The sequence below is a fragment of the Parahalioglobus pacificus genome (genome assembly GCF_014652275.1).
Taxonomy (GTDB): Bacteria; Pseudomonadota; Gammaproteobacteria; order Pseudomonadales; family Halieaceae; genus Parahalioglobus; species Parahalioglobus pacificus.
Map to the genome: position 1 here is coordinate 1,020,384 of NZ_BMYM01000001.1, position 13,584 is coordinate 1,033,967.

At 57.2% G+C, this 13,584-nt stretch carries 9 protein-coding genes; 8 read left to right on the top strand and 1 reads right to left on the bottom strand.

The genetic code is table 11. The features are described 5' to 3' along the window. Positions 1–16 precede the first annotated feature (16 nt). From IE089_RS04765 to thrH, 6 genes are all read left to right on the top strand, one after another. The gene (locus IE089_RS04765) at positions 17–1,024 is read left to right on the top strand and encodes a 1-aminocyclopropane-1-carboxylate deaminase/D-cysteine desulfhydrase (RefSeq protein ID WP_189475627.1); all 1,008 of its coding nucleotides are present in this window, start codon (positions 17–19) and stop codon (positions 1,022–1,024) included. 11 nt (positions 1,025–1,035) lie between these two features. Further along, complete coding sequence (locus IE089_RS04770) at positions 1,036–2,361, top strand: alanine/glycine:cation symporter family protein (RefSeq protein WP_189475629.1); 1,326 nt, start codon at positions 1,036–1,038, stop codon at positions 2,359–2,361. Between the two features lie 50 nt (positions 2,362–2,411). Further along, positions 2,412–4,562 (top strand): acetyl-CoA hydrolase/transferase C-terminal domain-containing protein, encoded by a 2,151-nt coding sequence (locus IE089_RS04775; protein WP_189475630.1) that lies wholly within the window; start codon positions 2,412–2,414, stop codon positions 4,560–4,562. Between the two features lie 38 nt (positions 4,563–4,600). Next, positions 4,601–5,500 carry a 5'-nucleotidase gene (locus tag IE089_RS04780; RefSeq protein WP_189475632.1) on the top strand — a complete coding sequence of 300 codons (900 nt, stop codon included), beginning with the start codon at positions 4,601–4,603 and terminating at the stop codon, positions 5,498–5,500. A 127-nt stretch (positions 5,501–5,627) separates the two neighbouring features. After that, on the top strand, positions 5,628–6,602 hold the full coding sequence (gene cysB, locus IE089_RS04785; RefSeq protein WP_189475633.1) for an HTH-type transcriptional regulator CysB: 975 nt from the start codon (positions 5,628–5,630) through the stop codon (positions 6,600–6,602). Between the two features lie 68 nt (positions 6,603–6,670). Beyond that, on the top strand, positions 6,671–7,288 hold the full coding sequence (gene thrH, locus IE089_RS04790) for a bifunctional phosphoserine phosphatase/homoserine phosphotransferase ThrH (RefSeq protein WP_189475634.1): 618 nt from the start codon (positions 6,671–6,673) through the stop codon (positions 7,286–7,288). Here thrH and pabB read toward each other — a convergent pair. Next, a complete protein-coding gene (gene pabB / locus IE089_RS04795) occupies positions 7,285–8,658 on the bottom strand; it encodes an aminodeoxychorismate synthase component I (RefSeq protein WP_229802587.1) in 1,374 nt (457 codons plus the stop codon). The two genes, thrH and pabB, sit on opposite strands and share 4 nt — an antisense overlap. A gap of 338 nt (positions 8,659–8,996) precedes the next feature. On the opposite strand from pabB, the gene IE089_RS04800 reads away from it, so the two are divergent. After that, positions 8,997–10,727, top strand: a complete 1,731-nt coding sequence (locus IE089_RS04800; RefSeq protein WP_189475635.1) for an acyl-CoA carboxylase subunit beta — start codon at positions 8,997–8,999, stop codon at positions 10,725–10,727. Between the two features lie 34 nt (positions 10,728–10,761). After that, positions 10,762–13,581 (top strand): ATP-binding protein, encoded by a 2,820-nt coding sequence (locus tag IE089_RS04805; RefSeq protein ID WP_189475636.1) that lies wholly within the window; start codon positions 10,762–10,764, stop codon positions 13,579–13,581. Positions 13,582–13,584 lie beyond the last annotated feature (3 nt).

Consider the following 13,584-nt stretch of genomic DNA (forward strand, 5'->3'; position numbering starts at 1 on the left):
CAAGTATCCACCACGGGTGAACCTCGCGGTTCGCCCAACTCCCTTGCAGTACCTGCCCCGGGCCTCAGAGCGATGGGGGCGTGGCAAGCGACTCTGGATAAAGCGCGATGACCTGACCGGCAGCACACTGTCGGGAAACAAGGTGCGCAAGCTGGAGTTTATTGCCGCACACGCCCAGTCCGGCGGTTATGACACCCTGATCACCTGCGGCGGTATCCAGAGTAATCATTGCCGTGCGACCGCCCTTGTGGCGGCACAGCTCGGCCTACAGTGCCATTTGCTGCTGCGCGGTGATCAGCCTGAAGAGCTGGAGGGCAACTACCTGCTCGATCAGCTCGCTGGAGCTCGCATCAGCTGCTACCCCGCCAAGCGCTATTTCCGTGAGCTGGACGCGCTGTTCGAAGAATGGGAGGCGTATTACGCGCAGCGAGGTCAGCGGGCCTTGGCTATACCCACCGGCGGCAGCGACGGCGTGGGTATCTGGGGCTACATCGCAGCTTGCGAAGAGTTGAGCGCTGACTTCACCGAGCACGGCATACCGAGCGCTAATGTGGTCTGTGCCAGCGGTTCGGGCGGTACTCAGGCCGGGCTTACGCTTGGGGTGGAACTGCACGGCCTGCCGGCAACCATCTGGGCAGTGAATGTCTGCGATGACGAAGCGTACTTTATCGACAAAGTGAACGAGGACATGGCCGACGTTTATGCGCGCTACCCGGATTTGCCTAGGGTCAGCGCGCAGCCACGGGTGCTGGATGGTTACGTGGGGCAGGGGTACGCAAAGGCGAGCGAGGCCGTATTCGACTTGATCGCGGAGCTCACCCGCCTCGAGGGCGTTGTTCTTGATCCGGTATATACCGGGAAGGCATTTCAAGGGATGATTACAGAACTTGACGCCGGTCGATTCGACGACTGCGAAGACCTGGTTTTCGTTCACACTGGCGGCGTGTTTGGCCTGTTTCCGCAGGCCGGGGGATTTGTCGGCACTGAGACCGACGCTGCGGTCAACGATATCGCAACAGAATAAGGAAAACCGAAATGGCCGATGTGATTTCCACAATTAATGGCTGGGCCTGGGGCCCTGTCATGCTGGTGCTCCTGCTGGGTACCGGACTGTATTTGAGCCTGGGTCTGAGGTTCATGACCGTGCGGCGCATACCGGGGGCGCTGGGGCTGCTGCTGGGTGGACGCAAAGGCGACGGCAAGGGTGATATTTCGCCGTTTAGCGCGTTGATGACGTCCCTCTCGGCCACTATTGGAACAGGCAATATCGCTGGCGTTGCAACCGCCCTGGCGTTAGGTGGGCCTGGTGCCTTGTTCTGGATGTGGATAACGGCACTGGTCGGCATGGCCACCAAATACGCCGAGGCCGTGTGTGCCGTGCGCTTTCGCGAGAAGGACAGCGAGGGCAATTTCAGTGGTGGCCCCATGTACTACATCCGCAATGGCTTGCATAAGCGTTGGCATTGGCTGGGCTATGCCTTCGCGATATTTGGCAGTCTCGCGGGTTTCGGCATTGCGAATACCGTGCAGTCGAACTCCGTCTCCCAGGTCATGCAGGATTCCTTCTCAATACCACCCCTGGCAACCGGCTTGGTGTTGATGGTGTTGGTGGGTGCAGTGGTGCTGGGTGGAATTCGCCGCATCGCCTCCGTGGCCAGTTACCTGGTGCCAATGATGGCGCTGGCCTACATTTTGATGAGCCTGGTCGTCATCATCGTCCACGCCAGTGAGTTACCCGGGGCTGTTGCCACGATCGTCGAGGCCGCATTCAGTGGCTCGGCCGCAGCAGGCGGTTTCGCAGGCGCTACCGTTTGGGCTGCACTCAGGTTTGGTGTTGCCCGAGGGATCTTTTCCAACGAGGCGGGGCTTGGCAGTGCGCCTATCGCCCATGCGGCCGCCAAAACCAACGAGCCGGTAGAGCAGGGCATGATTGCAATGCTGGGTACTTTTATCGACACCCTGGTTGTTTGCACCATGACTGGCCTGGTGATTGTTATCATGGACGTACTACCCACTGGGATCAGTGGTGCCAGCCTTACATCCACGGCTTTCGCGGGGGCGTTTCCCGGGGGCGAATACATTGTGACCATCGGGCTGTGTCTGTTTGCCTTCACTACCATGATCGGTTGGTCATTCTACGGGGAGCGCTGTGTCGTGTTTCTGATGGGCACCGGCGGGATACTGCCGTTTCGCTTGTTGTGGGTGGTCGCCATCCCTGTGGGAACGGTGGTTGAGTTGGATATGGTCTGGCTGATAGCGGATACGCTGAACGCCTTCATGGCCATTCCCAACCTGATCGCTCTCTTGCTATTAGGCCCCTTGGTTTTCCGTCTGACGCGCGAGTATTTCGAGCGCAGTTGATGAGTGACTGGGTGTGGTTCAGTGCCGCACCCACTGATTTGTAAGGCGCTATGGCTGTTTTTCTTGATTCAGTAGAGCAGTGTGTAGACCAGATCCTGGCACAGGTGGGCAAGGATTTGGTGGTTGGTGCTCCACTGGGACTGGGCAAGCCGGTGCAGCTGCTCAATGCCCTGTATCATCGCGCCTGCAACGACCCTTCGATTTCCCTGCGTATTCTCACGGCCCTGTCTCTGGAGCGACCGGAAGAGGGGCATGATATCGAGGCGCGCCTGGCCGGACCCATCATTGAGCGGTTGTTCGGCGACTACGAGTCACTCGCCTATATGGCAGACCTTCGAGCAAACACTCTGCCACCCAATATCACCGTCAGCGAATTGTATTTTAAGGCCGGCGCAATGAAGGGTATCGCCAGCGCCCAGCAGAACTATATTTCCAGCAATTACACGCATATTGCCCGGGATATGGTGGCGGCGGGTATGAACGTTGTTCTGCAATTGGTCGCACAGGACGAGCATCAGCGCGACAAGCTCAGCTTATCGTGTAACCCCGACACTGCCATCGATGTGCTGGATCAGCTTCAGCGCGAGCGCCGCGGTACCTTTGTAGCCGCTGCCCAGGTGCATCCTGATCTGCCATTTATGGGTAATGATGCACTGGTCAGCGCGGATCGATTCGACGTAGTGGTGCGAAACCCGGACTACGACAAAGCTCTGTTTGCGGTGCCGAATGCGGCGGTGCCTGAGCGCGATTATGCCGCAGCGCTGCACGCCAGCAGTTTGATTGTGGATGGCGGTACACTCCAAATTGGCATTGGCTCATTGGGTGATGCGGTGGCTCAGGCCTGTGTGTTGCGCCATAACGACAATGATCGGTATCGCGACCTGTTAAAGGCTCTGGGCAACGAGGCAGCATCCTCAGAGAATGGAGTTTCACCCTTTCAAAAAGGGCTGTACGCATCAACCGAGATGTTCGTTTACGGCATGTTGGTGATGATGGAAAGAGGCATCATCAAACGACAGGTGTTCGATAGCCTGCCTTTGCAGCAGGCCTTGAATCAGGGCGACATTAGCCCGCGTGTTGATAGCCGGTTTTACGAATGGGGGTTGGCCTCGGGTTTCATTCCGCCCGCGCTGGACTCTGCATCGCTGACTGAGCTCAAACGCTGGGGTGTAGTGCCTGAAGGGCTCTCACTTTTCCCCACAGGAAAGCTTGGCCTTGGCGAACAGCAGCTTGAGAACCGTTTGGATAAACCGGCGGTGAGGGATGCATTGTTGAGTGCCGTTGACTGTGCGGAGCTGTGTGGAGGGGCGGTGCTGCACGGCGGCTTTTTCCTTGGTCCACGTGTCTTTTACAAACGCCTCAGGGAAATGCCTGACGATCAGCGCGCCTTGATCAACATGACCAGCGTACTGCGCACTAACCAGTTATTACAGGATGCGCCCCTGTACACCGCACAGCGCCAGCAAGCCCGTTTCATCAATACGGGCATGATGGTCACGCTGAGTGGCGCGGTGACCTCAGATGCTCTTGAGGATGGCACGGTGATTAGCGGTGTTGGCGGGCAGTACAACTTTGTGGCGATGGCTCACGATCTCCCCGGCGCGAAATCCATTCTCTGTATCAGGGCAACGCGCGGCGAGGGCGATGAACTGCGCTCCAATATCATTCCCAGCTATGGCCACACCACGATCCCCCGACACCTCAGGGACATCGTGGTGACGGAGTATGGGGTCGCTGATCTTCGTGGTCAGACTGATGCCGAGGTCATTAAGCGATTGTTGGCGGTAGCGGATGCGCGCTTCCAGTCAGAGTTGATGGAGCACGCGAAATCGACGGGCAAGCTTGAGCGGGATTACACACTGCCAACGCGGTGCGCTAACAATACGCCAGCCGCACTGGCAGCGGCGCTGGATGACGCCAGGTCCGAAGGCTACCTGCCGGACTATCCCTTCGGCACAGAGCTCACTGAGCGCGAGCAGACATTAGCGGCAAGCCTCAGGCGGATAAAGGCGCTGAGTGATGAGCCAACGAAATTTGTCGGCTCTATTTTTCGTGCCTTATTGCATCAGGCTGATGCAGGCGAGGCTGAGCCATTTCTGCAACGGATACAGCTGGAACACCCCGAGACAACCCGGGAGTTTCTTATCCAGCAGCTATTGCTCCTCGACCTTGAAGAGCGTGGTGTATTGCAGGCCGTGTGAGCTGGCCCAAGAGCACGTGAACAGGCTATCCTAGCTGCATGGCTGTTTCTCTTGCTGACAAGCTGGTCATTGCGATCTCGTCGCGCGCGCTTTTCGACCTGAATGATTCTCATCAGGTGTACATGAGCGACGGGCTGCAGGCGTATTCGGATTATCAGATTGCTCGCGAGGATGAGCCTCTACCGCCGGGTGAGGCATTCCCTCTGGTGCATAAACTGCTGCGACTCAATGAGCGACTGGAAGAGGCCTCGCAGGTGGAAGTGGTGCTGCTGTCACGCAACAGCGCCGACACAGGCTTGAGGGTGTTCAACTCCATCCAGCACTATGACCTGAATATCAGCCGGGCGGCTTTCTGCGGCGGAGAAAGCCCTTGGCGCTACATCAATGCCTTCGGTTGCCAGCTGTTTCTGTCGAATGAAGCCGACGACGTTCGCTACGCCCTGGACTGTGGAGTAGCGGCAGCGACCCTGGTCTCAAACAAGGGCGGCAGCTCCAGTAACAACCAGTTACGGTTCGCCTTTGACGGGGATGCGGTGGTGTTTTCCGACGAGGCGGAGCAGGTCTACAAGGCGCAGGGCCTGGAGGCCTTTACGGCCAGTGAGCAGGCCTCGGCGCATCAACCGCTCAGTGGTGGCCCGTTTAAGTCTTTCCTGTCTGCGCTTTACCAACTGCAGCAGGCCTTTCCAGCCTCTGAGGCGCCGATTCGAACCGCACTGGTCACCGCCCGTTCTGCGCCGGCGCATGAGCGTGTAATACGTACACTGCGCGCATGGAATATTCGTATTGATGAATCGATATTCCTCGGTGGATTGGATAAAACCGAGTTTCTTCGCGCTTACGATGCCGATGTGTTCTTCGACGATCAGGCTTCTCACTGCGCTTCTGCCAGCCCCCATATAGCCACCGGCCATGTGCCGCATGGCGTGGCTAATCGATAGCTGTACCGAATTTCTGCATATTCCATTACCGGTTGGCAATTACGCTAACCTATGGCTATTCTTCATAAGCAATGTGAGCCTTTAGCAGGGTGGGTTGCCCGGACGTCAGACCAACGCGGAGAAAGGGATGAAATTGCAGCAGCTACGCTACATCTGGGAAGTCGCGCATCACGATTTAAACGTCTCGGCAACGGCACAAAGCCTCTATACCTCCCAGCCTGGCATCAGCAAGCAGATCCGCTTACTTGAAGATGAACTCGGCGTAGAGGTGTTTGCCCGCAGCGGCAAGCACCTGACCCATGTCACACCAGCAGGCGAAGCCATACTTGAAGCGGCGGGTGAGGTGCTGCGCAAGGTAGAAAGCATCAAGCAAGTGGCGCAGGAGTACTCCAACGAGAAGAAGGGGGCGCTGTCTATCGCCACCACGCACACCCAGGCGCGCTATGCCTTGCCTCAGGTGATCAGCTCTTTTATTGATCGCTACCCTGAAGTGTCTTTGCATATGCACCAGGGAACACCCATGCAAATCTCCGAAATGGCGGCCGATGGCACAGTCGATTTTGCCATTGCCACGGAGGCGCTTGAGCTGTTTTCAGATTTGATCATGCTGCCTTGTTATCGCTGGAATCGATGCATTCTGGTGCCCCGTGACCATCCGCTGACGCAGGTGTCCAAGCTGTCGCTGGAGGACGTTGCAGCATATCCCATAGTGACCTACGTGTTTGGGTTCACGGGCCGCTCAAAGCTGGATGAAGCCTTCGTTGAGAAGGGGCTGGTCCCGCGCGTGGTATTCACAGCTGCCGATGCCGACGTTATCAAGACTTATGTACGGCTGGGTCTCGGGATTGGCATTGTTGCGGCGATGGCTTACGACGAAGGCGTTGACGACGATCTGGTGCGCCTCGATGCTACCCATCTCTTCGGCAGTAGCGTGACACGTATCGGTTGCCGTAAAGGCACTTTCCTTCGCGGCTATATGTACGATTTCATCGAAGATTTTGCGCCGCACCTGACGCGCGAAATTGTTCAGGAGGCCTTTGCCAGCCGCAGCAAGGCCGAGTTGGAAGAGCTCTTCTCTCATCTGGATCTACCCGTTTACTGAAACACTTGAGCGCGAACGGCCGTACCTGCATTATGGCGTCCCCTTACTCGTATACCCCGGAGTGTGTTGTGGAATTAGCTTGCCTTGATCTTGAAGGCGTACTCGTGCCTGAAATTTGGATCGCATTTGCCGAGAAAACCGGGATTGATGAGCTCAGGGCCACAACGCGCGACATCCCGGATTACAACGTCCTTATGCGTCAGCGACTCGGAATTCTGGATCAGCACAACCTCAAGATTCAGGATATACAGGAGGTGATTGCCACGCTGTCCCCGCTGCCAGGCGCTCGCGAGTTCCTCGACTGGCTTCGAGAGCGCTTTCAGGTGATTATCCTTTCAGATACGTTCTACGAGTTCTCACAACCGCTGATGCGGCAGCTGGGTTGGCCCACGCTTTTCTGCCACCGACTGATCGTCGATGAGCAGGGCAGGGTTGTTGACTACAAGCTGCGCCAGGAAGACCCCAAGCGGATGTCAGTGAAAGCGTTGCACAGCCTCACGTACCGGGTTATCGCGGCCGGCGATTCCTACAACGACACAACTATGCTGGGCGAGGCAGATGCGGGCATACTGATTCACGCGCCCCAGAATGTGATCGATGAATTCCCCCAGTTTCGCTCGGTGCCTGATCTGGAGGCACTGAAGAGCGCATTCATTGAGGCCAGCGACCGGGATTTAACGCTCTAGTCCTTTTGCAGGCCGGAACTTTTCTCCAGTTCGCTAAGGAAACTCCCAACCTTATCCAGGGTTTCCTGATACTCCTGTTCGCAGTCAGAGTCGGCGACGATGCCGCCGCCGCCCCAGCAGTGGATCTCCTTTTGGTCGCACACCAGAGAGCGAATGGCGATGTTGCTGTCCATGCGCCCGTGTGCGCTGACATAGAACACACTGCCGCAGTAGGCCTGACGTGCAGCGGGCTCTAGCTCGGCAATGATTTCCATAGCACGCCGTTTAGGCGCTCCGGTAATCGATCCGCCCGGGAAACTGCGCTGCAACAGGTCCGTCGGTCCGAGTCCGTCAGCTAACTCGCCAGAAATTGTGCTCACTAGATGATGCACGGTGGGGTAGCTGATCACTTCGAATAAACGGTCGACGTGAATACTGCCCGGCGCACAGGCGCGCCCGAGATCATTGCGCAGTAGATCAACGATCATCAGATTTTCGGCCCTGTCCTTTGGCGAGGCCAACAAAGCCTGGGCCGCGGCCGCGTCTTCCGTTGCATCGTCACTGCGCGGGCGTGTGCCTTTGATCGGCGCTGTTTCCACGTGACAGCCCTGCACGGAGAGAAAACGTTCCGGCGACAGGCACAGCAAGGCGCCGGCAGTGTCGCCCTCAAAATAGGCAGCAAAGGGAGCGCCGGCGATCCTGCGCAACGCAGTGTATGCCTCCCAGGGATCACCTTTGTATCTGGCGGTAAAACGTTGGGCCAGGTTCACCTGATAACAGTCACCCGATTGAATGTACGTTTGAATTTGCTCGAATGCCTCGCGATAACCGCTGGGCCCCAGATTGGAGGAGAATGCCTCTTGCAGCCGAAAGGGCTCGCCGGCAACTGTGGCGGGACTGTTGAGTTGCGCAATCAATGCGCGGCGCTCAGCCTGCGAGACTCCAGGCAGAGAAACAAGCACAGCCTTTTTGCGCAGGTGGTCCTGGATGACCGCCCATCGATACAGACCGACTCTGACGCGCGGAGATTGGGCGTCAGGGTGCGCAGACAAGTGATTCAAAGCAGCCCCAGCATCGTAGTCCAGCGCGCCTAACAGGCCGCCGCAGAAAGGCAGCTCTTCTGCCACGGGTGTGACTTTGCCGAAAGTGTCCGCAAGAGAGCAGGTCAAGCTCTCAAACCACTCTGCCGTGGCCTGCGATGAGGCCGCTCTCGGCAACGGTGGCAGTGCATTCGGGATTGGATCTGCGACGAGGATGTCGAAACGTCCGCGATTACTGAAAGGATGGCTGCTGTCTAGCATCGCGGCACCAGGCATATCGCGCAGGCATTGGAACAGCCCGCAGCTATCTGCGCGGTAGGTCAGTTCATCCAGGTGTGGGGTGCTCGACACAGATCAGCCTGAGGCAGGGTTCAGGGGCGCTATTGTAGCGCTCTCACGGCCAATATGCCCCCGATACTCAAGTATCGTGCGGTGCGTAGTCGCCGGCGTGGATTAGTACGCATTTCGATAATGTCCTGCGGTTTGAATACCTGATTCCTACCTTGAGTAATGGCTGTAAGCCCCTGTTTAAATTGACTTTCATGGGGTCGGCAAGTAGTGTTCAGGGTCGTTTTGGGTGTCAGCTCAATCGCCTGTTTTTGTACCGCACAGCGCGTGCCGTACGGGGCGCTTCCGCTGTTGATGAATCCGCAGCGGGTGCCCATTCCCAGTGATCGATGGAATCGAGTATGTCCGACAATAACACTGAGGTTCTCGCCAGCCTCATAAACCCCTTCGATGAAACCGCCGAGCAGTCTTTTTCGGTGCCGGGCCAAGTTGCCAGCGAACCCGGTCTGTATGAACAGGCCCTGAAAGCCGGGTACGAGTTGCAGCAACGGCCGTTCAACGCGGCCGGCGTCAAGAATATTCAGCGGCAGCATTTGAAGCAGCGAATGACCATCTGGGAGCGCATTGAGTGCCTGGCCGATGACACGCCCACGGTGCTCTTTCAAAACTGGGGACCCAATCTGGACGGAGCCTCACTGGTCACAGCGCTGATCACGGTGAATGGGCGCGATGTTGCCATCTACGGTCATGACTTCACGGTGCGCGCCGGGTCAATGGACGCGACCAACGGCAAAAAGCTTGCACGGCTGTTTGAGCTGGCTGCTAAGCGCAAGATACCACTGGTGGGGCTGAATGATTCTGCAGGCGCCTACATTCCTGCGGGTGTTGGTGGGCTGGACGGCTACGCCGATGCGTTTACTGCACTGCGTAAGGTCAGTGGCGTGGTGCCCAGCATTATGTGCATGTTCGGCTTTAATGCCGGTGGCGGCTCCTACCTGCCGCGCCAGGGCAGCTTCCTGATTCAACCCAATGAAACCTTTTTCGGTCTGACCGGCCCCGGCGTCGTGAAGAGCGTGTTGGGCGAAGACGTCACCCCCGACGAACTGGGCGGCCCCGGCGTTCATAGTCAAAGCGGGGTCACAGACTTTGTTGTGCCCGATGAAGTGGCCGCTCTGCGTAAAGTGCGCGAGCTGTTGGCGTACCTGCCCAGCAACAACGCTGAATTGGCTCCTCACCAGGTTTCTTCTGATCCTATGGACCGTAAGACCTGGGATATCGACATCCTGTTGAAGAAAGCCTTTAACTCGCCGACGGGATTCAACACGCCTATCGACATCAGCATATTGATCCAGCAGTTATGTGATCACGGTGACTTTCTGGAGATTCAGTCCGAGCGTGCCAGAAATACGATTACCGCCCTGGGTCGCATGGGCGGCAACGTCGTGGGTTTTGTGGCAAATAATTCGGCCGTGGCCTCAGGTCAGATCGACATCGATGCGGCTTACAAAAATGCGCGATTCATTCGTTTCTGCAATCTCTACAACATTCCCATCATCTTCCTGGAAGACACTACCGGCTTCCTGCCAGGCCGCGAGCAGGAGAGTCGCGGCATTGTTCAGGCGGGCCGAGCCATGTTGGACGCCATTGTTGATCTGCGCACGCCGCGTTTCCTGGTGCTGGTACGCAACGCCTTCGGTGGCGCTTATGCCTCCTACAACAACTATCCCACGGGTGCCGACTTCGTGGTGGCGCTGCCAACGACACGCGTGGCCGTAATGGGCCCAGCGGGCGTGGAGTATGTCTATAAAGATGAGCTGCGTAAGATTCGAGGCTCGGTCGAGGCGCGTATTGCGAAGGAAACAGAGGCGCAGCTTGCCGCTGGTCTGTCTGCCGAGGACGCTGCCAGCGCCGCCCTTGCACTGGTTGATGATTGGGTGAAGGCGGAAGAGCAAGCGCTGGCCCAGCGTTACGAGCAGGAACTTATGAACCCCAATGAGGCACTTAGCCTGGGGTCGATCTCGCAGATCGTAATGCCTTCCGACCTGCGTCAGGTGCTCGCGGAGCACATGGACTTTTGTTTGCGACACTACGAGCCGCAGCCGTTGCAGTCAGTGCAACGCGAGTTCCACTAGTCCGCCAGCCCTTTTTTGATCGAGGATTTATCCCGTGTCTAACGAACACTACCTGCGCAACCCACTGATTCACCGCGATCGTCGCCTTGGGCGCCGACATACGCCCTGGGTGAACCAGTTTGACTGCACGCACATCCGCCCTCTGATTATCTGCCGCGGGCCTATCCGCAAAGAGGCCATGGATGTCTTTGGCGAAATGGGCATCACAGATTTTGGCATCTTGCTGTCTGAGAAAGACTCCATTGTTTATCAGGACGCCCTGGCGCCCGAATTGCGCTCGCTGACAGCCCCCGAGCGTATTCATCGGGTGCCTGATTACACCGGTATGAACAAGGAGGAGCGCGACGAGCGCATCCGTCAGATTATCGGCATTGCAAAAGACAACGGTTACAACGCAATTTTTGCCGGCTATGGCTTCATGGCTGAGGACGAAACCATGGTGGCGGCCATGGAAGGGGCGGGTCTCAACTTTATTGGCCCCTGTTCCCGTACGGTTCATGATGCGGGCCTTAAAGATGAGGCCAAGCGAACTGCGCTGAAAACCGGCGTATCGGTAACACCCGGGATCGACAACGGTACGGCGCTCACGCTGCTCAAAAAGCACCCGGACGTGAACAGCCTGAAAGCACTGGTCGCCGAACAGGCGTTGCCGCTGGATGCAGCAGAGCTGGACGACGGTGATGTGTCCCTCGCTGACAAAGCCGATCGCGTGCTGGCCGCATCCTATGCCAAGGGCGTTGATCTCTACACCGTGGAAGAGCTCTGTGAAACGCTGCAGGAAGCCGTAGAGACTATGGCGCGGGATTATCCCCAGAACCGGGTGCGCCTGAAGGCGATTAGCGGCGGCGGCGGTAAGGGCCAGCGCATCCTGGGTATTGGAGAGGCGAGCCGAACACCCGAGCTGGTACGCGAGATTCTCAACGAGGTGAAGACCACCGGCGTTGGCGATAACAAGAACGTACTGGTCGAGTTAAATATCGAGACCACACGGCATCAGGAAATTCAGGTCATCGGCAATGGCCAGTGGTGCATCACCATGGGCGGGCGTGACTGTTCCCTACAGATGCACGAGCAGAAGCTGCTTGAGGTTTCAGTCACCGTGGAGTCCCTGCAAGCGGCCATCGAACAGGCTGAAGCGGCCGGGCAGACTACAGAGGCTCAGATCTTGAAACAGGATCTGGTCACACTCCAGGCGATGGAAGATGAAGCCGCGCGCTTTGGTGAAGCTGTTGGCCTGGATAGCGTGTCCACCTTTGAATGTATTGTTGATCGCGACAAACATTTCTTCATGGAAATGAACACGCGTATTCAGGTTGAGCATCGGGTGACTGAGCTGTGCTACGCCCTGAAGTTCACCAACCCCGACAGTCCCGACGACTACTTCGTGGTGGAGTCACTGGTCGAGGCAATGGTCTTGCTGGCTGCACACGGGGAAAACCTGCCAAAGCCGGATCGCGTTCTGCGATTCAACGACAGCGTTGAGGCACGGTTGAATGCGACCAACCAGGCCCTGCAGCCCAGTGCCGGCGGTGTCATCGAGTATTGGTCAGATGCGCTGGAAGGGGAAATACGCGACGATCAGGGCATCAGTCTTCACAATCCCGACACTGACATGTTCATGAAGTACACCCTGGCCGGGGCGTACGATTCAAACATCGCGCTACTTCTGACCGTGGGCGATACCCGCCTTGCAACCTATGAGGCGATGGCTGAAACCATTCGTCGCACCGTCATGCGCGGTAAGGACTTGGCTACAAACCTTGAGTTTCACTACGGCCTAGTGAACTGGTTTCTGGGTCAGAACATCAATGCCAGACCAACCACCCGCTTTATCGTGCCGTACTTGACCGCCGTTGGTGAGTTGAAGCAACGGGCAAACAATATAGACCTGTCCTACGCCTGGAAGTGTCTGTGTCAGCAGAGCCTGGGCGAGTATACCGGTGACGCCCAGCGTGCCCTGCAGGAATCGCTGGTATTGAAGCAGTCGTTGTTGCTGCGACCCATCGAAGCGTTGTTGGCGCAACCGCACATTCTTAGTGGCTGGCTCAGCGTGAACCGCGATGCCTATACCATGATCGACGGTGCGGTGAGCTGGAACGAGAACCCCATTGAGTTGCTAGGTGATCTTTACCACTTCCTGAACATGGATCACTGCCCCGGGCAGCCAGCTGCCAGCATGATCTGGGACCATGACGATGCGGTATTGCAGCAGGCGCTCGCTTTCTACGACACCCTCAACAGCCGCCTGTCTGCTGAAGACTGGGAGGAGCTGCAGAGTGTATTGGCTGCAAATGATGCGCCAGATGGTGTAGACGGCGATCAATGGTCTGCGATTCGTTCAGCCCACAAAGGCTATCAGTCAGGTGCCAGTATTCTGGCCGTTTTGCCCAGCATTGCTGAGGCCACGGGCTTCTATACTCTAACGGTCAATGACAATCTGACCATTGATATTCCAGAGCGTCTGGAAGAGACAGAGTTGCAGGAAGCGATGGCCAAAGTGCTGGTGCCGCCGCCGGCCGCCAAATCCGATGAAATTCTCGCCGCCAGTGGCGGTATGTTCTACGGGCGAGAAACACCTGAACATGACCTGTACGTGCAGGCCGGTGATCACTTCAATGCCGGTGACCCGCTGTACATTGTTGAAGTGATGAAAATGTTTAATAAGGTGTATGCGCCATTTGCCGGAACAGTAGATGAGGTGCTTGTCGAAGGTGACGGGGTGATCATTAAGAAGGGACAGCCCGTATTTAAGATCACACCTGATGAAAAGATTGTGGTGGAGTCGCCCGAGGAAATCGCCGCGCGCCGCAAACAACACACTGATGCGTTTTTGGAACAACTCGTTCGGGAGTGAGAC

Excerpts from the sequence above, each read along its gene's own strand:
- IE089_RS04780 (WP_189475632.1), top strand. The coding sequence starts at position 4,601 with ATGGCTGTTTCTCTTGCTGACAAGCTGGTCATTGCGATCTCGTCGCGC.
- IE089_RS04800 (WP_189475635.1), top strand. The coding sequence starts at position 8,997 with ATGTCCGACAATAACACTGAGGTTCTCGCCAGCCTCATAAACCCCTTC.
- cysB (WP_189475633.1), top strand. The coding sequence starts at position 5,628 with ATGAAATTGCAGCAGCTACGCTACATCTGGGAAGTCGCGCATCACGAT.
- IE089_RS04770 (WP_189475629.1), top strand. The coding sequence starts at position 1,036 with ATGGCCGATGTGATTTCCACAATTAATGGCTGGGCCTGGGGCCCTGTC.
- IE089_RS04775 (WP_189475630.1), top strand. The coding sequence starts at position 2,412 with ATGGCTGTTTTTCTTGATTCAGTAGAGCAGTGTGTAGACCAGATCCTG.